General features: G+C 71.8%; 20 protein-coding genes. 11 read left to right on the plus strand and 9 right to left on the minus strand.

Features of this window, described 5'->3' with window-relative positions; translation table 11 throughout:
• Positions 1 to 7: 7 nt before the first annotated feature.
• Entirely contained in the window at positions 8 to 1672 is a 1665-nt protein-coding gene (locus AB0I28_RS07965) for an aminotransferase class V-fold PLP-dependent enzyme (protein ID WP_357490758.1), read from the plus strand.
• Between the two features lie 58 nt (positions 1673 to 1730).
• Positions 1731 to 3254: an adenylyl-sulfate kinase gene (gene cysC, locus AB0I28_RS07970; protein ID WP_357490760.1), complete on the plus strand. Its 1524-nt coding sequence runs from the start codon at positions 1731 to 1733 to the stop codon at positions 3252 to 3254.
• Positions 3255 to 3257: 3 nt separating this feature from the next.
• On the opposite strand, the gene AB0I28_RS07975 is transcribed toward cysC, so the two are convergent.
• Positions 3258 to 4898 (minus strand): DNRLRE domain-containing protein, encoded by a 1641-nt coding sequence (locus tag AB0I28_RS07975; protein ID WP_357490762.1) that lies wholly within the window; start codon positions 4896 to 4898, stop codon positions 3258 to 3260.
• A 244-nt stretch (positions 4899 to 5142) separates the two neighbouring features.
• Between AB0I28_RS07975 and AB0I28_RS07980 the strand changes: the two genes are divergently transcribed.
• Genes AB0I28_RS07980 through AB0I28_RS08005 form a run of 6 tightly spaced genes read left to right on the plus strand, consistent with a single transcriptional unit; the run spans position 5143 to position 12806 of the window.
• Positions 5143 to 6855, plus strand: coding sequence for a Wzz/FepE/Etk N-terminal domain-containing protein (locus AB0I28_RS07980; RefSeq protein WP_357490764.1), 1713 nt, complete (start codon positions 5143 to 5145; stop codon positions 6853 to 6855).
• Complete coding sequence (locus tag AB0I28_RS07985) at positions 6840 to 8300, plus strand: hypothetical protein (protein WP_357490766.1); 1461 nt, start codon at positions 6840 to 6842, stop codon at positions 8298 to 8300. Before AB0I28_RS07980 ends, AB0I28_RS07985 begins: the two co-directional genes overlap by 16 nt.
• Positions 8297 to 9577: a phosphotransferase gene (locus AB0I28_RS07990; RefSeq protein ID WP_357490768.1), complete on the plus strand. Its 1281-nt coding sequence runs from the start codon at positions 8297 to 8299 to the stop codon at positions 9575 to 9577. Before AB0I28_RS07985 ends, AB0I28_RS07990 begins: the two co-directional genes overlap by 4 nt.
• 35 nt (positions 9578 to 9612) lie before the next feature.
• On the plus strand, positions 9613 to 10494 hold the full coding sequence (locus AB0I28_RS07995; protein ID WP_357490770.1) for a sulfotransferase domain-containing protein: 882 nt from the start codon (positions 9613 to 9615) through the stop codon (positions 10492 to 10494).
• Positions 10461 to 12059, plus strand: a complete 1599-nt coding sequence (locus tag AB0I28_RS08000) for an oligosaccharide flippase family protein (protein ID WP_357490772.1) — start codon at positions 10461 to 10463, stop codon at positions 12057 to 12059. Before AB0I28_RS07995 ends, AB0I28_RS08000 begins: the two co-directional genes overlap by 34 nt.
• A 30-nt stretch (positions 12060 to 12089) precedes the next feature.
• Complete coding sequence (locus AB0I28_RS08005; protein ID WP_357490774.1) at positions 12090 to 12806, plus strand: class I SAM-dependent methyltransferase; 717 nt, start codon at positions 12090 to 12092, stop codon at positions 12804 to 12806.
• 75 nt (positions 12807 to 12881) lie between these two features.
• Here AB0I28_RS08005 and AB0I28_RS08010 read toward each other — a convergent pair whose 3' ends face one another.
• A complete protein-coding gene (locus AB0I28_RS08010; RefSeq protein ID WP_357490776.1) occupies positions 12882 to 13673 on the minus strand; it encodes a WecB/TagA/CpsF family glycosyltransferase in 792 nt (263 codons plus the stop codon).
• Positions 13674 to 13820: 147 nt separating this feature from the next.
• Between AB0I28_RS08010 and AB0I28_RS08015 the strand changes: the two genes are divergently transcribed.
• Positions 13821 to 14903: a sulfotransferase gene (locus AB0I28_RS08015; RefSeq protein ID WP_357490778.1), complete on the plus strand. Its 1083-nt coding sequence runs from the start codon at positions 13821 to 13823 to the stop codon at positions 14901 to 14903.
• Positions 14904 to 15821: a glycosyltransferase gene (locus AB0I28_RS08020; RefSeq protein WP_357490780.1), complete on the plus strand. Its 918-nt coding sequence runs from the start codon at positions 14904 to 14906 to the stop codon at positions 15819 to 15821.
• Here AB0I28_RS08020 and AB0I28_RS08025 read toward each other — a convergent pair.
• Positions 15739 to 16380, minus strand: coding sequence for an Hsp70 family protein (locus tag AB0I28_RS08025; protein WP_357490782.1), 642 nt, complete (start codon positions 16378 to 16380; stop codon positions 15739 to 15741). The genes AB0I28_RS08020 and AB0I28_RS08025 overlap by 83 nt on opposite strands.
• A gap of 251 nt (positions 16381 to 16631) precedes the next feature.
• Here AB0I28_RS08025 and AB0I28_RS08030 point away from each other — a divergent pair, with 251 nt between their 5' ends.
• Positions 16632 to 17681 (plus strand): hypothetical protein, encoded by a 1050-nt coding sequence (locus tag AB0I28_RS08030; protein ID WP_357490784.1) that lies wholly within the window; start codon positions 16632 to 16634, stop codon positions 17679 to 17681.
• Here the strand turns inward: AB0I28_RS08030 and thpD are convergent.
• The 6 genes from thpD to AB0I28_RS08060 form a co-directional block, all read right to left on the minus strand.
• A complete protein-coding gene (gene thpD / locus AB0I28_RS08035; RefSeq protein ID WP_357490786.1) occupies positions 17665 to 18567 on the minus strand; it encodes an ectoine hydroxylase in 903 nt (300 codons plus the stop codon). The two genes, AB0I28_RS08030 and thpD, sit on opposite strands and share 17 nt — an antisense overlap.
• On the minus strand, positions 18567 to 18989 hold the full coding sequence (locus tag AB0I28_RS08040; protein WP_357490788.1) for an ectoine synthase: 423 nt from the start codon (positions 18987 to 18989) through the stop codon (positions 18567 to 18569). The genes thpD and AB0I28_RS08040 overlap by 1 nt, the downstream gene beginning before the upstream one ends.
• Positions 18986 to 20245 carry a diaminobutyrate--2-oxoglutarate transaminase gene (ectB, locus tag AB0I28_RS08045; protein ID WP_357490790.1) on the minus strand — a complete coding sequence of 420 codons (1260 nt, stop codon included), beginning with the start codon at positions 20243 to 20245 and terminating at the stop codon, positions 18986 to 18988. Before ectB ends, AB0I28_RS08040 begins: the two co-directional genes overlap by 4 nt.
• A 105-nt stretch (positions 20246 to 20350) precedes the next feature.
• Positions 20351 to 20911 carry a diaminobutyrate acetyltransferase gene (gene ectA, locus AB0I28_RS08050; RefSeq protein WP_357490792.1) on the minus strand — a complete coding sequence of 187 codons (561 nt, stop codon included), beginning with the start codon at positions 20909 to 20911 and terminating at the stop codon, positions 20351 to 20353.
• A gap of 144 nt (positions 20912 to 21055) precedes the next feature.
• Positions 21056 to 22048: a MazG family protein gene (locus tag AB0I28_RS08055; RefSeq protein ID WP_357490794.1), complete on the minus strand. Its 993-nt coding sequence runs from the start codon at positions 22046 to 22048 to the stop codon at positions 21056 to 21058.
• Between the two features lies 1 nt (position 22049).
• On the minus strand, positions 22050 to 22751 hold the full coding sequence (locus tag AB0I28_RS08060; protein WP_357490796.1) for a hypothetical protein: 702 nt from the start codon (positions 22749 to 22751) through the stop codon (positions 22050 to 22052).
• Positions 22752 to 22773: the final 22 nt, after the last annotated feature.

The following is a 22773-nucleotide window of genomic DNA, read 5'->3' on the forward strand; positions in this document are numbered from 1 at the left end:
GTTCGCAGTGGACGACGCTCTCCTCGCCCGGATCCGCGACGGCGTCATCGGCGCCGACACGGTCCTCGACGGCCCCTACGGTCCCCGCCGCCTCGTCTACGCCGACTACACCGCCTCCGGCCGCGCCCTCGACTTCATCGAGGACCACATCCGTGCCGAGGTCCTGCCGCTGTACGGCAACACCCACACCGAGACCTCGGCGACCGGACGGCACACCACCCGCCTGCGCGAGGCCGCCCGCCGCACGATCCACCGGGCCGTCGGCGCCGACGCGCGGCACGTCGTCCTGTTCACCGGCTCGGGCGCCACCGGCGCCGTCAACAAGCTCGTCGGGATCCTGCGCATGCGCGGGCACGCCCGCCGTCCGCCGCCCGAACGACGGCCCGTGGTGTTCGTCGGCCCCTACGAGCACCACTCCAACGAACTGCCCTGGCGGGAGTCGCACGCCGACGTCGTGCGCATCGACGGCGGCCCCGACGGCCACATCGACCTCGCCCAGCTCGCGAGGCGCCTGTCCGCCCACCGCGAGCGGCCCGTGCGCATCGGCAGCTTCTCGGCCGCCTCGAACGTCACCGGCATCATCTCCGACGTCGACGCCACCACCGCGCTTCTCCACGCCCACGGCGCCCTCTCGTTCTGGGACTACGCCGCCGCCGCGCCCTACCTCCCGATCCGCATGACCGAGAGCGCCCCCGGCGCCGGCGACCACAAGGACGCGATCTTCCTCTCCCCGCACAAGTTCATCGGCGGCCCCCAGACCCCCGGCGTCCTCGTCGTCGACCGCGACCTCATCACCGAAGCCGTCCCCACCGAACCCGGCGGCGGCACCGTCGCCTTCGTCGGCCTCGACCACCACCGCTACCTCGACGACCCCGTCGCACGCGAGGAAGGCGGCACGCCCGGCATCGTCGAGTCCATCCGCGCCGGCCTCGTCTTCGCCCTCAAGGAAGCGATCGGCACCGAGACCATCACCCGCCTCGAACACCGCCTGTGGCTCGACGCCCTCGCCGCCTGGGGCGCCGAACCGTGCGTCGAGATCCTCGGCAACCGCGATGCCGAGCGGCTGTCCATCGTGTCCTTCCGCGTCCGCCACGGCGACCGCCACCTGCACCACAACTTCGTCGTCGCCCTCCTCAGCGACCTCTTCGGCATCCAGTCGCGCGGCGGCTGCTCCTGCGCCGGTCCCTACGGCCACAGCCTCCTGGCCATCGGCCGCGACGAGTCGCGCGCCTACGAACGCGTCCTGGCCGGCGGCTGCGACGGCGTCAAACCCGGCTGGGTCCGCGTCAACTTCCACTACCTGGTCACCGACGCCGTCCGCGACTACATCCTCGAAGCCGTCCGCGCCGTCGCCCGCCACGGCCACCGCATGCTCGCCGACTACCGCTTCGAACCCGAGACCGGCGCCTGGTTCCACCGCGCGCGCCTCCCCGAGACCACCGCCCTGCCCGGCATCGCCGAACTGACCGCCTCGCCCGCACGACGCGCCCGGACCGGCGCCGGCGACGAAGTCCTCCCCGCGCAACTCGCCGAGGGCGTGGCGATCATGGCCGCCCGCGCCGACGATCTCGACGAAAGCCCCACCGGCCTGGGCGAGCGCTTCGAACACCTCCGCTCCTTCCACCTGCCCCCGGCGTGCCTGAACGCCGATTCGGTTCACGAAGAACGGTGATCCCACTCGACGACGGTCGTACCGGCCTGCCACACTCCCTGTCGGGGGTGATGCCACCTTGAGCGAATGGGTGCTTCCCGATGAGGTACTCGCCAACGCGCCGTCCCGCACTCCTCGGCCGCACGAACTGGCCGACCTGGAGCTGCTGCTCGCGGGCGCGTACGAGCCGCTGACCGGATTCCTGTCGGCAGCCGACGTGGCCTCCGTGGTCGCGCGCGGCGAACTCGCCGACGGGAGACCGTGGCCGGTCCCGGTGACGCTGGACGTCCCCGACGGCCTCGCCGAACGCCTCGACCCGGCCGCGCCGCGAGAACGCGTCCTGGTCCTCACCGACCCCGAGGGCGCGCCCGTCGCCGCCGTCGAGGTCCTGGAGATCACCCCGAGCGGTCCCGGCATGTCGCGCCTGTCCGGCCCGGTCCGGCGCATCGCCGAACCCGAGCACGGGCCCTTCCGCCGCCTGCGCGCCAACCCCGCGACGGTGCGCGCCGGCCTGCCGAGCGGGCGCGTCCTCGGCGTCATCGCCGACCGCCCCCTGCACCGGCCGCAGCTCGCGCAGATCGCGCACGCCGCGAAGGCCCTCTCGGCGCACGTCCTGCTGATCATTCCCATCGCCACGCCCGGCCCCGACGGCCTGCCGCCCGAGGCGCTGGTGCGCGCGGTTCTCGCCGCCCGCGACCGGCTTCCCCGCGACTGCACGGTCATCGCCGTGCCGCTGGCGCCGCGCGGCGACGAGATCCGCGACGGCCTGCTCAGCGCCAAGGTCGCCGCCTCCTACGGCGTGACGCACCTGATGTCGAGCGGGCACACCCTGTCCGGCGGCGGGCTGCGCGTCATCGTCCCCCGCGAGCTCGGCTACGACATCCGCGACGGCCAGTGGCGTCCACTCGACGACATCCCGCCGCGCTTCCGGCGGCCCCGCAAGTCGCCCGCCGAGATCAGCGAGCTCCTCGACCGCGGTCACGGCCTCCCCGACTGGCACACGCCCCCGGCGGTCGCCGCGGAGCTGAGCCGTTCGCGCCCGCCCCGCCGGGAGCGCGGCCTGGTCGTGTTCTGCACGGGCTACTCCGGCTCGGGCAAGTCGACGATCGCGCGCGGCCTCTACGACGACCTCGCCGAAGGCGGACAGCGGACCGTCTCGCTGCTCGACGGCGACGTCGTGCGCAGGCTGCTGTCGGCCGGGCTCGGCTTCTCCGCAGAGGACCGCGACCTCAACATCCGCCGCATCGGCTACGTCGCCGCCGAGATCGGCCGCCACCACGGCGTGGCGATCTGCTGCCCGATCGCGCCCTACCAGGCCTCGCGCGACGCCGCCCGCGAAGCGGCCCGGGAAGCCGGCGCCGACTTCGTCCTCGTGCACGTCGCCACGCCGCTGGAGGTGTGCGAGGCCCGCGACCGCAAGGGCCTCTACGCCAAGGCGCGCGCGGGGGTCATCGGCTCCTTCACCGGGATCAGCGACCCCTACGAGGTGCCCACCGACGCCGAGCTGACCATCGACACCACCGACATCACCGTCGGCGAGGCCGTCGAGCAGGTCATCGCCTACCTGACCGAAGAGGGGTGGCTCGACCGGCAGGGCTGGTGACGGTCAGGGGATCCGCACCTGGAAGTGCCGGGACAGGCCCAGCTCCCGGTATGCCGTCAGCGCCAACGGGTCCTTGTCGATACGCGAGTCCTTGCCGCGGTCGTTGGGCGTCTCGAAGTACACCAGTGCCTTCAGCCGCGGGAAGTGCGCCAGCTGCGCCAGAGCCTGCCTGAGGAACGTCGCCTGGTGCCCGGGGTTCTTGTTCGAGCGCCAGATGCCCCACTCGGCGAGCATGAGCGGCTTGTCGGGGAAGCTCTGCGCCGCCCACCGGTAGTAGCCCGGCCAGGCGCCGTCGTCGTCGGCGCGGTCGACCATCTCGGCGAAGTCCCCGAAGCCGTAGCCCTTGTCGGAGTAGGCGTAGGCGTCCCACGAGACCCAGTCGACGACGTCGTCACCGGGGTAGAGGTCGCGGTGCCACGGCTTGGTCGACCAGCCCAGGTAGGCCATGTAGACCATGACCGTCACCAGGTTCGACACGCCCTTGCCCCGCAGGTACTCGATGACGTAGCGGTACATGGCGGCGTAGTCGGCGGCGGTGCGGCCCGAGCCCTTCCGTGCGTCGACGTCGTTCTCCGGCTCATGGTGCACGGTGAAGAAGAAGGGCTCGTTGAAGGTCGACTTGATGTGCGCGGCGAGCCGGTCCAGGTAGGCGTCGATGTCCTTGTCGCCGGCGGCGATCTCGGCCCAGGTCGCGTTGCGCGGCTTCCAGTTGAGGAACAGCAGCCGGGGACGGTCGGGATTGCGCGCGATCTCCAGCTCCTCCTCGGTGGGGAACAGCTGGTCGCCGCGATGGTAGGCGTGGAAGATGTCCTGCGGGCGGCCCGTGCGCCGCTCCCAGCGCTCGATGGCGTCGATGCGCGGCTCGCTCGTGCGCGAACCGGGCGCGACCCCCCACAGCGCGCCGCAGGTCGGCACGAGCTTCACACCGATCTCGCACGGCCCGGACTGGCCGGCGCCGTCCTCCGGCCGCGTGCTCTGCGAGGCGGACGGTCCCGACAGCGACAGTGACGGGCTCGGCGTCACCGGGACCCGGAAGTTCAGGCGCGGGGCGGTGCCGCCCTCGCGCGAATGGAGACGCGTCAGCAGGTCCTCGTCGGGCGAGGTCACCGCGAAGGCGTACACGCCGACACCGGTCACCACCTTGCTCACGTCGAACACGACCCGGCTCCCGCTGCTGCTCGACGCGTCGAACGCGCGCCCGAACGGGGGAACCTCCGCCGCCGACATCGTCGCCTCGTCCCAGCGGCCGTCCACTCCGATGACCTCCAGGAGCTGCCCGGGGTCACTCTCCACGATGGAGAACTCCAGCTTGGCGTCGCGCACGGGCGCCTCGGTCACCGTGAACCGCACATAGGCGCTGGCCACCCCGACCTCGGAGGAACCACCGACCAGCAGCTCCGGCGAGCCGCCGCCCGTCGCCTCCGGTTCCGCGGAACGGACATAGGTGTCGGCCTCGGCGTCGACGCCCGTCGCGGTGAACTCCGCGGCCGGCTGCGGCCCGCCGGCGCGGCCGAACCCGACGACATAGCCCAGGCCGAAACCGGTCGCGGCGACCGGCACGATCACCGCGAAGGTGAGGCGTCTGCGGGACCGCCGATTCTGCAGCCCGAACGTGTCGGTGAGCATCCGGCGCCAGTCCTTCATGCTGCCCCCCATCGGCCAGGGTGATGCTCCGGCCGCCTCGCGTCATACGCCGGGTCGAATGATTGGTGTTCGACCCTTTTTGTGAACACCCACCGTATCCGACACTTCCCATCTTCGTCACCTAGGCCGTATCCGACGCGGCACGTTTTCGTTGACCCTCATTGGACGATTGACGGCGGAGGGGGCGGACCGCTCGATGGCCATGGACGCTAGGGGCACCACATCGACCTATCACTTGGGCGACATGCTCGTGGCGATGAGGCGCGGACGCTGGCTGCTTCTCGCACTACTCACCACCGGACTGCTCGCGGGAGCGGCCGTGGCCTTCGCATCCCCGAAGGTCTACGAATCACGCGCCCAAGTGCTCGTGCGGCCGACGGGCGTCGACGCGGTCAACGTCGAAGGAGGGCGCACCAAGTCCGAACTCAACCTCGACACCGAGGCGCAGCTCGTGCGGTCCACCGAGGTCGCCGCGCTCGCCCGCGACCTGCTCGGCGCGAGCGGTGACCCGGGACGACTGTCCTCAAGGGTCACCGTCGAGGTCCCGGCGAACACCTCCGTGCTGACCATCGGTTTCGCCGGCGACACCGCCGCCCAGGCCCGCGACGGCGCGGCCGCGTTCGCCACGGCCTACCTCTCCCACCGTGAGGACAGCGCGCGCGAGGTCATCGAGACCGAGGCCGCCACCGTCGACGCCGGCCTCGAAGACCTGCGCGGACAGCTCACCGAGGTCTCCGCCCAGCTCGCCGGGGCGGACCCGCGCGACCCGCAGAAGCCCGTCCTGACGACCAACCGCGACCTCCTCCAGACCCAGATCGAGGACCTGGCCTCGCGCCGCTCCGACCTCGACAACCGCCTGTCCACACTGGCCGGCGGCCGGGTCATCAGCGAGGCCGCGCTGCCCGAGGCGCCCAGCAGCCCCATCGTCTGGCTCGACCTCGCCGGCGGTGGCACCGCCGGGCTCCTGCTCGGCTTCGGCGCCGTCGTCGCCCGCGAGCGCTTCTCCCGGCGCGTCCGGCGCGCCGCCGACCTGCCCGAACGCTGCGGCGTCCCGCTCCTCGGGGAGCTGCCGGCCTCGGTCGCGCCGCGCTTCGCCGACGTCTACGGCGCCTACGGCCCGCCCGGGAAACTCTTCGGGCGCCTGCGCAACGAACTCACCGCCGCGCTGCCCGGCAACGGCCGGGTCCTGCTCGTCGTGTCGATCGACCCGGGCCCGGCGGCCACGGTCGTGGCGGCCAACCTGGCGGCGGCCTTCGCGCGCGCCGACCGGCCGACGGCCGTCGTCGCCGCGCACGCCTCGCCGTTCCTGGCGCTGCCCGACCTGCTCGGCACGCCCTCGGTGCCCGGCCTCGCCGAGGTCATCACCGGCCGCGCAGACCTCGACGAGGTCGCCAACCGCGCCGCGCGCCACCCGCACCTGACCGTCATCGGCGCCGGCAGCGCCGCCCGCGCCTCGGGCTGGCCGACGGGCACGATGCGCCAGCTCGTCGGCGCGCTGTCGCAGTCGGCGGAACTCGTGGTCGTGGAGTCCCCGCCCGCCGCGGGCGGCGACGACGCCCAGCGCCTGGCGGGTTCGGCCGACGCCGTCCTGCTCGTCGTGGAGTCCGAGCGCACCCGGCTGGGCGCGGTCATCGACTTCGCCGAGCAGCTCCGCCGCGTGAACACGCCCCTGCTCGGCGCCGTCGTGCTGCCGCGCGTGCGTCCCCCGGCGGTGGCTCCCGTCGAGGTCCCGACCGTCCAGGCGTCCCGCAAGGCGATCGCGAAGGCGCCCGCCGCGTCGGCCCCCGAGCTGCGCTTCGACGGCGGGAAACCCGTCGAGGGCGCCACCGAGATCCTGCCCGTGGTGCCCGGCGGCACGCCCGTCCCGGCGCGGTCCGACAGCGCCGCCGAGAAGAAGCCCGGCCCCCGGCCGCGCCGCTCGCCCAGCGCGGACGGACGGCCATGCCAGCGGGGATAGGCGCCGGAACGGTCGCGCGGCCCGGGGTGGCCGGCGCGAGGGCGCTCACCGACCCCGGCCGTGCGCTCACCGTGCCCAAGTCGGCCCGGCTGCTGAGCCTGCCGACCGCGTGGCCGCTCACCGGCATGCTCGTGCTCTATCCCCTGTGGTGGGCGCTGGGTCTCGGCACACTGATCTTCTTCATCATGGCCGTGCCCATGGCGGTCTGGCTCGTCCGGCGCGGCCGGGCCAACGCCGCCGCGGCCTCGCCCGGCCTGCGCCGGCCGTCCTTCACCGCCGGCATCGCCCTCCCCCCGGCCTTCGGCCTGTGGCTGGCGTTCTGCGCGGTCGTCGTGATCAGCCTGCTCGCCCTCGAACTCGACCCGGCCGGGACCATCCCCGGCGGTCTCGTCGGCCGGCTGCCCGGCGCGATGTTCAAGGTCGCCGGGTACGCCGCGGTCACCATCTGCCTGCTCTACGCGGGAAACCTCACCGAACGCGAACTCTCGCGCCGACGCCTGGCGAAGATGCTCGCCTGGCTGTTCGCGGTCACCGTCGCCGGCGGACTGCTCGGCATCCTCGCCGGGCACTTCGAGTTCACCTCGCCCCTGGAGATGCTGCTCCCGCCGAAGGTCGCCAAGGACGGCTTCGTCAAGTCCCTCGTGCATCCCTCGGCCGCGCAGGTCATGGACTTCCTCGGCTACGAGACCCCCCGCCCGGCCGCGCCCTGGGGCTACACCAACACCTGGGGCAACAACCTCGGCATCCTCGCGCCCTTCGCGATCGTCGCCGCGTGGGCCTGGCCGACCGGCCGCATGGTCCGCCTCGGCGCCGCCGCGCTCCTGCTCGTCGCGCTCGTCCCGGCGATCTACTCCATGAACCGCGGCCTGTGGCTCAACCTCGGCGTCGCCGGCGCCTTCGTCGCCGTGCGCCTCCTGCTCGCCGGCCGCCTGTGGATCCTCGGCGCCGGAGCCGCGCTGCTGCTCACCGGCGGGATACTCCTCGCCGCGACTCCTCTCGGCGGCGTCGTCCAGCAGCGTCTCGACAACGGCCACTCCGACGACGGCCGCGGGTACTCCACCGAGCAGGCCGTCGAAGGCGTCAGCGGGTCACCGGTCATCGGATACGGGTCGACCCGCAAGACGATCGGTTCGGGCGCCTCCATCGCCGTCGGGGCCACCGAGGAGTGCCCCCGCTGCGGCGGGCGCGTCATCGGCGGCAACGGCCAGCTCTGGCAGGCGCTCTACGCGCACGGCATCGCCGGCGCGGTCTGCTACGTCGGATTCTTCCTCGTCGTTCTGTGGCGCTTCCGCCACGACCGCAGCCCGCTCGGGCTGGCCGCGTCGACGGCAATGCTGCTGTCGCTGACCTCGATGTTCTATTACAACGCCCTGGTCACGCCGCTGGCGCTGACCATGCTGGCGTACGCCCTGCTGTGGCGCAACAAGCGGGAGACCCATTCATGAGCAACGACACGGCAACGGCCCGGCGGGCCCAGTACGTCAACGAGGTCCTGCCGATCCTCTACCCGCAACCCTGGCAGCGCGGCGGCGACCCGGCCGAACCCGGCGCGGTCCGCATGATCGCGGTGCCCAACATCCGCCATCCGCGCCTGCTCGTCCCGGCGAACTCACCGAAGGTCGCCGCCGCCGCGCTCGCACGCTACGCGCGACCGCCGTCGCGGCTGGCGCGGCTCAAGCGCGACGCGGCGGTGCTGGCGCTGCGCACCGGCATGTCGCGGCTGCTGCTGCGCGACCGGATCACCGTCACCTCGCCCGACCCGGAGGCCGACAGCCTCGCCGGTTTCCTGTCGGGAGTGCTCGACACGTCCCTGCACATCTCCGTCCACATCGGACCCGCGCGGGCCAACCGCAAACCGGTCGTGCAGCTGCTCACCGAGTACGGGCAGACCGTCGCCTTCGCCAAGATCGGCGTGAACGCGCTGACCCAGCGGCTCGTCGCCGACGAGACCGAGGCCCTCCAGCGCCTGGCGAAGTCGGAGCTGTCGACGGTCACGGTCCCCGGCATCCGCCACGCCGGACTGTGGCGCGAGCACATGGTCCTCGTCCAGCAGGCGCTGCCCATCTGGAACGACCGCGTCGCCGTCACGCCCGGCCGCCTCGCCGAGGCCATGCGCGAGATCGCCACCGTCGAGGGCATCCACAACCGCCGCCTTGAGGAGTCCGACTACGCCGCGACGCTCCGCGAGCGCCTCGACGCCCTCGACGACACCGCCGACGCCCGCGAACTGCGCGCCGCCGCCGTCGAACTGCTCGACGCCGCGGCCGCCGAGCGCCTCAGCTTCGGCGCCTGGCACGGCGACTGGACACCGTGGAACATGGCGATGCTCGCCGAGACCGTCCTGGTCTGGGACTGGGAGCGCTTCTGCCTCGACGCGCCCCTCGGCTTCGACGCCCTGCACTACCGCCTCCAGCACGACATCGTCATCGCGCGCCGGGACCCCGCGGCCGCCGTCGACCACTGCGTCAACAAGGCCGAGTCCCTCCTCGCGCCCTTCTTCCCCGCCCACCCGGCTCCAGCCCCTCCCCGGCTCGCCCGGCTGACCGCGCTGCTCTACCTCATCGACCTGGCGACCCGGTATCTCACCGACCGTCAGGCGGAGGCCGGAGCGAGGCTCGGCGCGCTGGGCACCTGGCTGCTCCCGGTGCTCGTGCGCCGCGTGTCGGCCTTCGCCACGTCCGTCGTCGCAGACGGCGGATCGACCAGCCCAGAAGGGAACTAGCCGATGCTCATCGACGCCGAGGGGAGCCGCCGACCGTGCTGAAGATCAGTGGGGAGAAAGTCCCGCACCAGATCAAACGCGTGATCCACGCCGGTTCGCGGTCCTACGGGCGGATGACGGCTGCGGCGCGGCTGCTCCCGTCCTTCCTGCTGTGCGGAGGCCAGCGCTGCGGATCGACCTCGCTCTACCGGGCGCTGTCCTCGCACCCGGCGATCCTCAAGCCCGTGCTGCACAAGGGCGTGCACTACTTCGACACGAACTACCACCGCGGCCTGTCGTGGTACCGGGGGCACTTCCCGACCCGGCTGACCGCCCGCCGGGCCACCGAGAGCCTCGGCATCCGGCCCATGGTCTTCGAGTCGAGCCCGTACTACCTGTACCACCCGCTCGCCGCCGAGCGCTTCGCCCGCGACCTGCCCGGCGTGAAGCTGATCGTGCTGGTCCGCGACCCGGTCGAGCGCGCCTACTCGCACCACGCGCACGAGGTCGCGCGCGGCTTCGAGCCGATCCTCGACTTCCGCTCCGCCCTGGACGCCGAGGACAAGCGGCTGTACGGGCAGGACGCGCGGTTGCGGCGGGAGCCGGACTACTACAGCTTCAGCCACCAGCACCACGGCTACCTGTCGCGCGGCGAGTACGCCGACCACCTCGACCGCGTCGCGCGCATCGTCGGCCGCGAACGGATCCTGGTCCTCGACTCGCACGACTTCTTCACCGAACCCGAGGCCGCCTACGACCGCATCCTGGGCTTTCTCGGGCTGCCGTGGCTGCACCAGCCGGGTTTCGGCAAGCACAACGCGAGGCCGGACCGGCCGTCGATGACGCCCGAACTGCGCGACGAGCTCGACGCGCACTTCCTTCCCCACGATGAGCGACTGAGCGGATGGCTCGGCGCGGAACCCTCCTGGCGCCGGTGACGGGGGATTCGGTCGGGGGCGGGGTCTCGGTGGCCGGGGCCTCGGCCCCGGCGGCTTCCGGGGCCCCGGTCCCGGATGGCCCCAGGAGCCGCGAACCCGCTCTTCGCGGCGTCGCCCGCGGTGGGCTTGCCAACCTCGCCGGCTCGGCCGTCTCGGGCGCCGCCGGTCTGGTCATCACCTGGCTCGTCGCCTCGGCCCTCGGGCCGGCCGGCGCGGGCCTGTTCTTCGCGGCGACCTCGGCGTTCCTGCTGGCCACCAGCCTCGCCAGGCTCGGCACGCCGACGGGGCTCGTGTACTGGATCGCCCGCCAGCGCGCCAAGGACCATCCGGCGCCGGCGCGGGATCCGATCCGCATCGGGGTCACGCCGGTCGCCGTCCTCAGCGTCGTTCTCGGCGTGGCCGGGTACTTCGCGGCTCCGGCGCTGGCGGCGGCCTACAGTCCCGATCCGGCGCACGTCGATCAGTACGCGAGCCTGCTGCGGCTGCTGGCGGTCTTCGTGCCGGCCTCGACCGTCCTCGACTCGCTGCTGGCGGCCACGCGCGGCCTGTCGACGATGAAGCCGACCGTCTACATCGAACGGCTCGGCCGCACGCTCGCCCAGCTCGCGCTGCTGGCGGCGGCCGTCGTGCTGTCCACACCCGACAGCGCGCCGGTCCTGGTCACGGCGGCGTGGGCGCTGCCGTTCGTGCCGGCGGCGGTGGTCGCGGCCTGGTGGCTGCGAAAGCGGCATCCGCGCGACGCCGGGGGACCGTCGATCACCGTCGGCGAGTTCTGGCGCTACACCGGGCCCCGCGCGCTGGCCTCGGTCGCGCAGCTGGCGCTCCAGCGGCTCGACATCCTGCTGGTGGCGGGCATGCTGGGCTTCGCCGAGGCCGCGCTGTACACCGTCGCGACGCGTTTCGTCATCGCCGGGCAGCTGGCGAACGTGGCGGTCGGTTCCTCGCTGCAGCCGCGGATCGCCGCCGCGCTGTCGGTCCGCGACACCGTCACGGCCCGGCGCCTCTACCGGCACACGACTACCTGGATCATCCTGATGGCCTGGCCGATGTACCTGTCGGCGGCGGTGCTGGCGCCGGAGTACCTGGGCCTGTTCGGCGCGGAGTACCAGACGGGCGAGGCGGTCTGGGTCGTGCGGATCATGGCCGGGGCGATGCTCGTGGCGAGCGCGTGCGGGACGGTCGACACGGTCTTGTCGATGTCGGGGCGCACGTCCTGGCAGCTGTCCAATGTGGTCACGGCGCTGGTGCTCAACATCGTCGTCAACCTCTGGCTGATCCCGCGGATCGGGGTGGCCGGGGCCGCGATCGGGTGGGCGGCGGCGGTGCTGGCCAACAACCTGATCCCGTTGGCGCAGCTCGGTCTCGCCGAGCGCCTGCACCCGTTCGGCAAGGAGAGCGGGCTGGCGATGGCCGCCACGGCGGTCTGCTTCGGCGTGCTGCCGGCCTCGGCGGGCATGGTCGTCGGTGACGGGGCGCGTCTGCCCGTCGCGATCTGCGGGGGAATGGCCTACGCGGCACTCCTGTGGCGTCTGCGGGGTCCGCTGCTGACCCGGCATCTGAAGTAAGTCCGAACACAACTGGGGGATGCGAAAGGGATGCGCACCAACTACACAGAGGCCTTCCGCGACGATCGGGAGCTCGGCGCCCCCCGGACGTTCTCGGCGCACGTCGGCGCGCGGCAGCGCGAGTGGCTGCGCGCCTTCACCGAGGCGGCCTTCGCATGGCCGCCGGTGCACCACGACTTCGCCTGCGGCACGGGCCGTGTCCTGCGCATGCTCGACGGCCTGACCAGTGCCGCCCACGGGTACGACATCTCGGAGGCGAAGCTGGCCGAGGCGCGCGAGATCGGCGTGCCGGCCGACCTGCACGTCGTGAGGGCCACCGGTCCGCTGCCCAGCACCATGGACATCGACGTCCCGGCGCTGGTGACGGTGTTCCGGCTGCTGCTCGACGCTCCGCCGGAGCTGCGCGAGCGCGCGATGGAGTTCGCCGCCGGGATGCTTCCGACATCCGACTCGGGGCTGCTCGTGGTGGAGAACCACGGCAACGCCTCCTCGCTGCGGGGCATCGGGAGGTCTGCCGGGGGAGTCGAGGACGGCGCGGGGCTGAGCCACGACGAGGTCGGCGAGCTCTTCGACCGCTGGGGTTTCGAGCTTCTGACGCGGCAGGGCTTCTCGCTGCTCACGCAGGGGTTCTACCGGGTTGCGCCGGTGCGGTGGCTCGTGCCGGGTCTCGATTCCTGGGCCAGTCGCCGTTCGTTCCTGGCGGGCCGGGCGACGGATCTGCTGTACGTCGCGCGCCGGCGTCACTGAGGGCTCGTCCGGTGGAGCCCCAGCGCCGAAGACCGGCCCGGACAAGGGTCCGGGCCGGTTCGGTGGTGTCCGTGCTCAGCGGCGCAGGAGCGCCAGGAGGAGCAGCCGCAGTGCGAGCGGCGCGTCGTGGAGGACGTAGCGGGCGAAGAGGCGGCGGGGTTCGCGCGCCATCCGGTGCAGCCATTCCAGTCCGGAGCGCTGCATCCACAGTGGAGCGCGGCGCAGGGTGCCGGCGACGAAGGCGATGGACGCCCCGCAGCCCATGAACCACGCGCCGGGCAGCATCGGCGCGAGTTTGGAGATCATCCACTCCTGCTTGGGGAAGCCGAGCCCGACGAACACCATGTCCGGGTTCGCGGCGGCGACCTCCTCGCAGACCCGGCGGACGATCTCGGGGTCCTTCTCGAAGCCCATCGGTGGTGCCAGCGCTCCGGCGATCCGCAGGCCGGGGCTGGCCTCGGCCAGCCGGCGGGCGGCGATGAGTTCGCTGCCGGGGCGGCCGCCGAGCAGGAACACCGACCCGCCCAGTTGCCCCAGTTCGCCCGAAAGGCTCCAGATCAGGTCAGAGCCCGCGACCCGGGCCGGCAGGGCGCGACGGGCCAATTTGGACGCCCAGACGACCGGTGCGCCGTCGGCGACGACGAGTGTGCCGGCCTCGACGTGCGCGCGGGCCTCGGGATGCTTCAAGGCCTGGCGGACGATGTCCACGTTCGCGGTGACGATCCGGCCGCCGCGTCCCTCCTGGAGCGCTCCGCGGACGTGGTCGACCACTTCGCGTTCATCTAGCGCGTCGAATCTGATGCCGGCGACGGTGAAATGACTACTGCGCGTTTCCAGTCGACTCTGGAACGTGGGCTGCGGGCTCATAGCCGCAGACCTTAACCCGAGGAGATGCTAATCGTAGTTGTTTTGACACAAGGCGTGTCCTTTCGGTGGGGTCGATCGGTTATAGGAGGTGAGGGCTGCCAGCGCCCTCCGGCGGTGACCCCGCCGGATGCACCGTGGGGGACAGGTATGTCAGAGGTCGTGCGGGTGTTGTTCATCGGTGGACTTGGCCGTAGCGGCACCACGCTGCTGGAAAGACTGCTCGGGCAGTTGCCGGGAACGCTGCCGTTGGGCGAGGTCGCGCACCTGTGGGAGCGCGACATCCGCGACGACGAGCGGTGCGCTTGCGGTGCCCGTTTCTCGATGTGCGAGTTCTGGCAGCGGGTCGGCGCCAGCGCCTTCGGCGGCTGGGAGAACGTCGATCTCGCGCGTGTCGACGCGCTGCGGGCCACTGTGGACCGCACCCGGCACATCCCGACGCTCGCGGCGAAGAAGCTGTCCCCTGTGCAGCATTCGCTGATCACCGAGTACGCCGAGTTCTACCAGCGCGTCTACGCCGCCGCGTCGGCCGACGCGGGCGGCGACCGCCTGATCATCGACTCGTCGAAGCACGCCTCGCTGGCCTACTGCCTGCGCTGGTGTCCCAACGTGGACCTGCGGGTGGTGCACGTCGTCCGCGACAGCCGGGGTGTGGCGTACTCGTGGACGAAGCAGGTCTCGCGGCCGGAGACGGGTGGGCAGGCGGAGATGACGCGCTACTCGCCGACGCGCTCGGCGCTGCTGTGGAACGCGCAGAACGCCGCCTTCTCGATGTTGGGGCGGCGTGGTGTGCCGGTGCGCCGGGTGCGCTACGAGAAGCTCCTCGCCGACCCGCGGACCGTCGTGGAGCGCCTCGCCGAGTTCGCCGGCGTCGAGCTCGCGCCGGGCGACCTGCGCTACATCGGCGAGGACTACGCCGATCTCGGGCCGAACCACAGCGCCGCGGGCAACCCGATGCGCTTCTCGGTCGGCCGCATCCCGCTGCGCCGCGACGAGGAGTGGCGCGCCGAGCTGCCGTCCTCGCAGCGCAGGCTGGTGCGGACGCTGACCGCGCCCCTGCTCAACCGCTACGGATACACCACGCGGCCCGTCGAGATCCCCGAGGAGGTGGAGGGCCCCGAGGCCCCCGCACCGGCCCCGCCGCCCTTGCCGACGCAGTCGAGTCCGGCCGACTCGCGGCCGGAGCCCATCGGCCCGGTCGTCATGGCGCCTGTCAGTGTGGGGCGGGAGTAGGTGTCGCAGCAGGAGAGGAGCTGGCCGTCCGTCGGTGTCGTCGTTCCGACGCACCGCCGCCCGCAGCAGCTGCGCGACACCCTCGACGCGATCCTCACCCAGGACTACCCGGGTGAGATGCACATCGTCGTCGTCTTCGACCGCGCCAAGCCCGACGAGAGTTTCGTGCAGGAGGGCCCGCGTTCGGTGCGGGTCACCAAGAACCTGCGCACGCCGGGCCTCGCCGGTGCCCGCAACACCGGCATCGACGCCCTCGGCACCGACCTGATCGCCTTCTGCGACGACGACGACGTCTGGCTCCCCGGACGGCTGCGGCGCCAGGTCGCCGCCTTCTCGCCCAACGCCGAGCTGGTGACCTGCGCCGTCGAGGTCGCCTACGGGGGTGCGGTCGTGCCGCGCATGGCGGGCATGGCGACCATCCGGCACGTCGACCTGCTGCGGTCGCGGATGATGATGCTGCACTCCTCGACCTTCCTGCTGCGCCGCGCGGCCCTCCTCGGTGGGCTCGGCATGGTCGCCGAGGACGCGCCGGGAAGCCAGAACGAGGACTGGGACCTGCTGCTGCGCGCCGCGCGGAGGGCGCCGATCACGCACGTCGACGAGCCGCTCGTGCGCGTCCACTGGGGCAACTCGCACTTCGCCGCGAGGTACGACACTAAGATCAGCTCCCTCCACTGGATGCTCAGCCGCCACCCCGAACTGCACGGATGCCCCCAGGGCGCCGCCAGGGTCTACGGGCAGCTCGCGTGCTGGCACGCCGCCGTCGGCCAGCGCAAGGACGCGTTGCAGTGGGCCCGGCGGGCGATGCGGTCGAAGTGGACGGAGCCGCGCGCGGTCATCGCCACGGCGGCGGCGGTCGGGCTGGTGCGCATCGAGACGGTGATCTCGGCGCTGCACCGGAAGGGGCATGGGATTTAGAGGTCCACAGACCTAGGTCCGCAGGCGTTTGCGCCGGGTCGTCCATACGCTCGCCGACGTCAGCAGGAGCATGCCGGAGGTGACACCGGCGAGCACCGGCGCGGAGCTCTCCACCTCCGGGGATCGGTACGAGGACGTGCGCGATTGCCTGCCGGGACAGGGATTTCTTGGCGTTGCGGGCGTCGTCCCACAGGGTCCGGAAGTGCCGGCGGTCGGCGGGATCCTGCGGCTCGCTCAACCGCTTCCACTCATCCGGGGCCGAGGGTTGGACGGCGGCGGCGATCTGCGCGACCACCAGGGCGTCGAGATCGATGCCGCCGAGGTCGTCGACGCCCCGGTACGCCAAGGGCTCGAAGCCCGTGGCCTCCCGCCGCACCACGCACACGTCGAACGTGCCGCCGCCGAGGTCGTACACGATCACGCTGCGCCCGATCGGCACGTCGTGGTGAAGGTTCGCGGTGAAGTACGCGGCAGCCGCGCCCGTTCGGCCGCGGCCAGCAGTATCCGCCGCCGCACCGGCCCCCCACTCCACGGGACAGGTCATGACCAGATCGGTCACCGGGCCACCGCCCGTGCGGCGCCGCCTCCGCCGCGACCCGCGCGAGGGTGTGCGCGGCGAGGTCCGCCACCGGCAGGGAACGCTCGCCGAGCAGGATCTCCGCGCCGCCGCCCGGATGCCACACGGTCCCCGGCCCGCTGCCCCCACCTCACGCACCACGAACCCCCCGCCCCTTTAGTTCCCCCTCCCGGGGGACCCCCGTCCCCCGCCACGGCAATGCCGCCACCCTCGCCCGGCGGCATCGTCGGGTCATGGACACGACCGCGCCGCCCCGCCGACAACGAGCCGTCCCCATCGTCACCGCCCTCGCCTTCACCCTCGTCTACCTGGCCCTGCGGTTGTACTGGGCGCTCGGCGGACGCCTCGCCTACACCGCCTGCGTCCCTTCCGAAGCGGAGCCCGCCGGGCGGCTCGCCGACGGCTGCGGCGCCGCGGACCTCGCGACCCTGCCGTTCACGGCGGGGTGGGGCGCGGTGCTGCTCGCCGCCCTCGCGGTCGGCGCCGCCGGGATGGCGTGTCTGCGCCTCAAGGCGGCCGAACCCGCGCTGTGGCTGACGTCGGCGGCCCTCCTGGTCGCGTCCTTCCCGGGCCACCTGCTCTTCCAGATCCCCGCCGGGCTCATCGGCCGCCCGACCGACTGGCGCGACATCGCCCACCGGACGATCCTGCTCGCCGGCGCACTGGTCACGGCATGGGCCGCGGTGGGCTTCGCGAAGGCCCGGCGTTGCCCGCACCCGCACGTCCGCGAACCGCGACGGCCCGCGCGCTGGGCCCGCTGGTCGTCCTACGCCGCCTGCGCCGTCCCGATCCTCGGCTTCAGCGTTCCGCACATGCTGTGGATGCTCGGCGTCCCCTTCGGTGCGTCGCAGGCCACGCTCGACGAGATCCGCACCGACCTCGACCCCGCGACCGCCATCGCCCTGTGCGCCGCCCCCGCCCTCGGCGGTCTGGTCAGCCTCGGACTGGGCATGCGGTGGGGTCAGGTCCTCTTCGGACGGACGATTCCGCGCGCGCTCGCCCTCGCGCCGGCCGCGATCGTGTCGGCGGCACTGGTCGCCTACGGCTTCATCGGGATCTACCTGATGGGCCGCGACCTGTCGACGGGCGCGGCGAAGTGGGCCGACATGGCCCGCGACTGGTCGCTGTTCGGCACCGAGTTCGTCTTCCTCGGCTGGGGCATCGCCCTGTCGGCGGCGACCTGGGGCTACGTCCTGGCCACCAGGCCGCGCTGCGCGACATGCGAAGGGGCGGACGGCCAAGCGCCGCCCGCCCCTCCCACCACTACTACCTCACCGGCGTGAACTCACGCGCGGCGATGAAGTCGGGCCGGCGGCCCGGCGCGGCGTACGGCTCGACGCAGGTGTTGTCGACGCTGTTGAACACGACGAACACGTTCGAGCGCGCGAACGGCGTGATGTTGCCGTTCGAGCCGTGCATGCAGTTGCAGTCGAACATCGTCGCCGAGCCCGCCGGGCCGGTGAACTGCTCGATCCCGTGCTTCTCGGCGAGCACCGAGAGGCTCAGTGGATCGGGCGTGCCGACCTCCTGCTCCTTCAGCGACTCCCGATAGTGATCGGCCGGGGTCTCACCGACGCACGACACGAAGGTCTTGTGCGAACCCGGCATGATCATCAGTCCGCCGTTGTAGGCGTGGTTGTCGGTCAGTGCGATCGAGATGCTCACCGCGCGCATCCGCGGCATCCCGTCTTCGGCGTGCCAGGTCTCGAAGTCGGAATGCCAGTAGAACTCCTTGCCCTTGAAACCGGGCTTGTAGTTCACTCTCGACTGGTGCACGTAGACGTCCCCGCCGAGGATCTGGCGGGCGCGGCCGACCACTCGCTCGTCGGCCACCAGCGAGGCGATCGTCTCACTGATCTTGTGCACCTCGAAGATCGAGCGGACCTCGCCGGAGTCCTTCTCCAGCACCGTTCGCTCGTCGGCCTTGATGGCCTCGTCGTTGAGCAGCCGCTCCAGCTCCGCCTGGTACTCCAGCAGTTCGGCGGGCGTGATCAGCTCCTCGACGGTGAGGAAACCGTTGTCCTCATAGGACTCCAGCGTCGCCTGGTCGAGCAGGCCGTCGGTGTGACGGCCGTAGACGACCGGGTCCTCCTTGCGGTAGAGCAGCGCCGCCTCGGCGCCGACCCGGGTCGGGTAAAGGTCACGTACTCCGTGGTCGGTCGCGTACATCAGCTTTCCTCTCCGGGCTCGGTCATCAGGGGGTACACGCCGTCGGCGTCGTGCACTTCGCGTCCGGTCACGGGCGGGTTGAACACGCAGACCGTCCGCAGGTCGGTGTGCGCGTGCAGGGTGTGCTTCTCGTGCCCGTCGAGCAGGTACATCGTTCCGGGCGCAAGCTTGTGGGTCTCCCCGTTGTCGTGGTCGACGAGTTCGCCCTCGCCGTCGATGACGTAGACGGCCTCGATGTGGTTGGCGTACCACATGGACGTCTGCGTTCCGGCGTACAGAACGGTGTCGTGCAGGGAGAAGCCGACGCCCTCGCGGGCCAGCACCAGCCGCAGTGAACGCCAGGTCCCCTTCGCCTTGTCCCGGTCGTTGCCGACGACGTCGCGGTCGGTTCCCGCGATGTCCTCCAGGGTTCGAACGATCATGCCAGCTCCTTCCGCGCCGCCCGCACCGATTCGCCCACAATGGACAGACCGGTCTCCAGTTCCTCCCGCGACGTGGTCAGCGGCGGGAGCAGCTTGACCACCTCGTCCTCGCTGCCGGCGGTCTCCAGCAGCAGTCCCCGCTCGAAGGCGTTGCGGCACACCACTCCGGCGACCATCGGGTCGTCGAAGGACAGTGCCCGCGCCAGCCCGCGGCCGCGCACGTCGGTGCCGGCGTCGGGGTGCTCCGCGGCGATCCGCCGCAGCTCATCGTCCACAAGGGATCCGTGCGCGGCGACCCGCTCGTGCAGCGAGGTGTCCCGCCAGAACTCCTCCAGCGCGGCCGTCGCGGTCACGAATGCCGGGTTGAATCCGCGGAAGGTCCCGTTGTGCTCGCCCGGTTCCCAGATGTCGAGTTCGGGTTTGAGCAGGGTCACCGCGAACGGCAGCCCGTACCCGCTCAGCGACTTCGAGAGGCACACGATGTCGGGCACGACACCGGCCTCCTCGAAGCTGAAGAACGGTCCGGTGCGGCCGCAGCCCATCTGCACGTCGTCGACGATGAGGAGCATGGCGTGCTCCTCGCACAGCTTCGCCAGCGCGCGCAGCCATTCCGGGCTGGCCACGTTGATGCCGCCCTCGCCCTGCACGGTCTCCACGATCACCGCCGCCGGAAGGCCGACGCCGCTGCTGGAGTCCTCGATCAGGCGCCGCAGCCACAGCAGGTCGGGCGTGCTCCCGTCCAGGTACTGGTCGAAGGGGAGCGTCAGCGTGTGTTCGAGGGGAACGCCCGCGCCGTGCCGCTTGGCCCCGTTGCCGGTGACGGCGAGCGAGCCGAGCGTCATGCCGTGGAAGGAGTTCGTGAAGCGCGCGATGGTCGTGCGCCCGGTGAACTTGCGGGCGATCTTGAGGGCCGCCTCGACGGCGTTGGTCCCCGTCGGGCCGGGGAACTGGACCTTGTGGTCGAGGCCGCGCGGGCGCAGGATCAGTTCCCGGAAGGTCTCCAGGAACCCGGCCTTGGCCTCGGTGTACATGTCCAGGGAGTGGACGATGTGATCGTCGGTGAGGTACTCGATGAGCGCGTTCTTGAGCACCGGATGGTTGTGTCCGTAGTTGAGTGCGCCGGCGCCGGCGAAGAAGTCCAGGTAGGGCTTGCCGGACTCGTCGTAGATGTGGCTTTCCTTGCTGCGGACGAACACCGCGGGCCAGCCGCGGCAATAGGATCGGACCTGCGATTCGGTTTCTTCGAAAACCCGCATTATCCTCCAGGGTCGGCCTGTTTCAGCTGTGCGCCGACGTGCACCGCCCCCGCCGTTGGGCACGGTGAAGCACGCCACCGGGTCGGCAGAACCCGGTCGCGGAACCTATCTACCCGAAAGACTCGGCGCCGAACCCGCAAAAGGTCCTATGTGGAACAGGACCTCCGGCTCATGGGCACCGTCGCCGGGGAAATGGTTCTCGGTGAACAGCACGTCCCGCTGCACGGCCGCCCCGCGCGCCTGCGCGAACGAGGTGAAAAGCCGTGTGGACGATTCGTTGGACGGCGTGACGGTCGCCTCGACACTCGAAACCCCTTGCGGGACAAGGGAGTCGGCGAGGTGATCGAGCATCCGCCGGGCCAGGCCCTGTCGCCGGTGGGTCGGCGCGACTGCCACCTGCCAGACGAAGAGGGTCTCGGCTCGCTCCGGCCGCGTGTAGCCGGAGATGAAGCCGACGGGTCTGTCTTCGTCGCGGGCCACCACACTGGTGGCGGCGAAGTCGCGGCACCAGATCAGGTAGGCGTAGGGCGAGTTGACATCGAGGGATCCGGCCTCACGGGCCAGGCGCCATAGGTCGGGGCCGTCGGATACCGAAGGGTTCTCCAGGGCCACCATCGTGCTCCCGGGGACCTGGGCGACCGTCGCGCTTGCGTCGTCGGGGGACATGGGCAACGACGATACCGGACGGAGGTGTACGGGATCCAGGGGCTGTTTTGCCACCTTTTGCCCACTGGAACATGCCTTTTCAAGCGCCCTAGCGGGATATGGGTGTATTCGCAGTCAGATAGTTGACGATGCCGTTTCGCCGGTTCACGCCCCGGCGGACTTCTCCGCAGTTCGCACCCGCTCGGCGAAGTCCAGCGCGGCCCGGCGAAGCGCCAATTCAGCGTCCAGCCCGGCCTCGCGGCCCTTCGCGACGAGCTCGAACAAGGCCGCTCCGAGGCTCTCCTCGGTGAGCTCGCCGGTTCCGGCGGCGTCGGTCAGGCCCTCGCCGAGGCCCGCGCGCTCGGCCCGCGACTGGAGCTTCGCGGCCAGCGGCAGCGAGGGCTGCGACATCGCCACGCCGTCCATCGCCGACTCGCGATGCGGCTTCTCCTCGGCCTTGATCGCTTCCCAGTTGTCGTTGAGCTGACCGGCGTCGGTCACCTTCACGTCGGCGAAGACGTGCGGGTGGCGGCGCACGAGCTTGGCGACCAGGTCGCCCGAGACGTCGTCGATCCCGAAGCGGGTCTCCTCGTCGGTGTCGTCCTCGGCCATCCGCGCGTGGAACATCACCTGGAGGAGCAGGTCGCCCAGCTCCTCGCGCAGGTGGGCCTTGTCGCCGGACTTCACCGCGTCGATGACCTCGTAGGTCTCCTCGACCAGGTAGGGCAGCAGCGACTCGTGGTCCTGCTCGGCGTCCCACGGGCAGCCGCCCGGCGAACGCAGCGTGTCCATCGTGGACACCACGTCGAGGAGCCGTCCGCCGGGCGGGTCCCAGGACCCGTGGCACAGCTCGATCTCGGCGAGCTTGGGGTCCTTGGCCAGGCGGGTGCCCAGGGTGCGGGCGAGGCGCGGATCGCCGTCGGCGGCCGACAGCCACACGGTCGTCTCACCGTCCACGGTGGACAGCAGTACGTCGGCGGCGGTGTCCGGTTCGAGGACGCTGACGTTCACGCCGGCGCGGCGGATCGCCACGGCCTGCGCCGAGTCGGCGCCGGTGAAGACGGCCTCGGCGCGGCGCAGCTCGTCCCACGCGTCGGCGGACAGGATTCCGGCGGGCATGCGCGGGGAGGTGACGAGGAGGACGATGCGGGCGGGCATGTCAGGAGGTCGTGGTGGGGATCGGGGCGACCAGGGCGAGCTGGAACTGCTGCTGGGTGGACGGGTCGACCAGGGTCATGACGCCCAGGCCGATGCCGAGGTCGCCGTAGCGCGGGTTGGCGAGCACGTCGTACTCGGCGACGAGGTCCGCCAGGGCCTGGCGCTGGCCGAGGGCGGCCTGGGCGGCGGGCTCGGTGAACACCTGGGCCAGTCCGGGCTGGTAGTCCGAGGTGGGCTTGCCGGTGGCCTCGGTGACCGGCGCCAGGATCTCCGCCGACATCTCGTCGGTGAGCTCGGCGGGGGCGGCTCCGGAGACCAGGACGGGTAGGTAGGCCTTGTGCTGGGCCTGGAGGCGGGCGTACTCGTTGTCGCCGTCGACCTTGAGTAGGGCCGCTTCGCCGGCGTAGTCGGGCGTGGGCAGGGCGGTGCCGGTCTCGGCCGAGACGCGCTCGGCGAGTTCGGAGGTCGCCAGCCAGGTCACCACGTTGCGCCGGGCGGTGGCCAGTTCGATCGGCCCGTCGGGCCCGATCTCCGGCGCACTCTCCACGATGTCGTCCACCTGCTGCTCGGTGACGCGCTCGTCCTGCACGAACAGGGCGGCGCCCGTCTCGACCCGGCAGGCCGACAGCCCCGCCACGGCGAGCAGGCCCACACCGGCGATGGCCGCCTTGGCGGCGATGCGACGTACGGTCAAGGCGGTCACGGCGTCCCTCTGTCCTTCGTAG

It is taken from the genome of Phytomonospora sp. NPDC050363, from assembly GCF_040655735.1.
Classification (GTDB): domain Bacteria; phylum Actinomycetota; class Actinomycetes; order Mycobacteriales; family Micromonosporaceae; genus Phytomonospora.

What these genes read in the sequence shown, in the direction of transcription:
- AB0I28_RS07975 (WP_357490762.1), bottom strand. Translation starts at nt 4,898, where the DNA reads ATGAAGGACTGGCGCCGGATGCTCACCGACACGTTCGGGCTGCAGAAT.
- AB0I28_RS07980 (WP_357490764.1), top strand. Translation starts at nt 5,143, where the DNA reads ATGCTCGTGGCGATGAGGCGCGGACGCTGGCTGCTTCTCGCACTACTC.
- AB0I28_RS07985 (WP_357490766.1), top strand. Translation starts at nt 6,840, where the DNA reads ATGCCAGCGGGGATAGGCGCCGGAACGGTCGCGCGGCCCGGGGTGGCC.
- AB0I28_RS07990 (WP_357490768.1), top strand. Translation starts at nt 8,297, where the DNA reads ATGAGCAACGACACGGCAACGGCCCGGCGGGCCCAGTACGTCAACGAG.
- AB0I28_RS08000 (WP_357490772.1), top strand. Translation starts at nt 10,461, where the DNA reads ATGGCTCGGCGCGGAACCCTCCTGGCGCCGGTGACGGGGGATTCGGTC.
- AB0I28_RS08005 (WP_357490774.1), top strand. Translation starts at nt 12,090, where the DNA reads ATGCGCACCAACTACACAGAGGCCTTCCGCGACGATCGGGAGCTCGGC.
- AB0I28_RS08010 (WP_357490776.1), bottom strand. Translation starts at nt 13,673, where the DNA reads ATGAGCCCGCAGCCCACGTTCCAGAGTCGACTGGAAACGCGCAGTAGT.
- AB0I28_RS08015 (WP_357490778.1), top strand. Translation starts at nt 13,821, where the DNA reads ATGTCAGAGGTCGTGCGGGTGTTGTTCATCGGTGGACTTGGCCGTAGC.
- AB0I28_RS08030 (WP_357490784.1), top strand. Translation starts at nt 16,632, where the DNA reads ATGGACACGACCGCGCCGCCCCGCCGACAACGAGCCGTCCCCATCGTC.
- thpD (WP_357490786.1), bottom strand. Translation starts at nt 18,567, where the DNA reads ATGTACGCGACCGACCACGGAGTACGTGACCTTTACCCGACCCGGGTC.
- AB0I28_RS08040 (WP_357490788.1), bottom strand. Translation starts at nt 18,989, where the DNA reads ATGATCGTTCGAACCCTGGAGGACATCGCGGGAACCGACCGCGACGTC.
- ectB (WP_357490790.1), bottom strand. Translation starts at nt 20,245, where the DNA reads ATGCGGGTTTTCGAAGAAACCGAATCGCAGGTCCGATCCTATTGCCGC.
- ectA (WP_357490792.1), bottom strand. Translation starts at nt 20,911, where the DNA reads ATGTCCCCCGACGACGCAAGCGCGACGGTCGCCCAGGTCCCCGGGAGC.
- AB0I28_RS08055 (WP_357490794.1), bottom strand. Translation starts at nt 22,048, where the DNA reads ATGCCCGCCCGCATCGTCCTCCTCGTCACCTCCCCGCGCATGCCCGCC.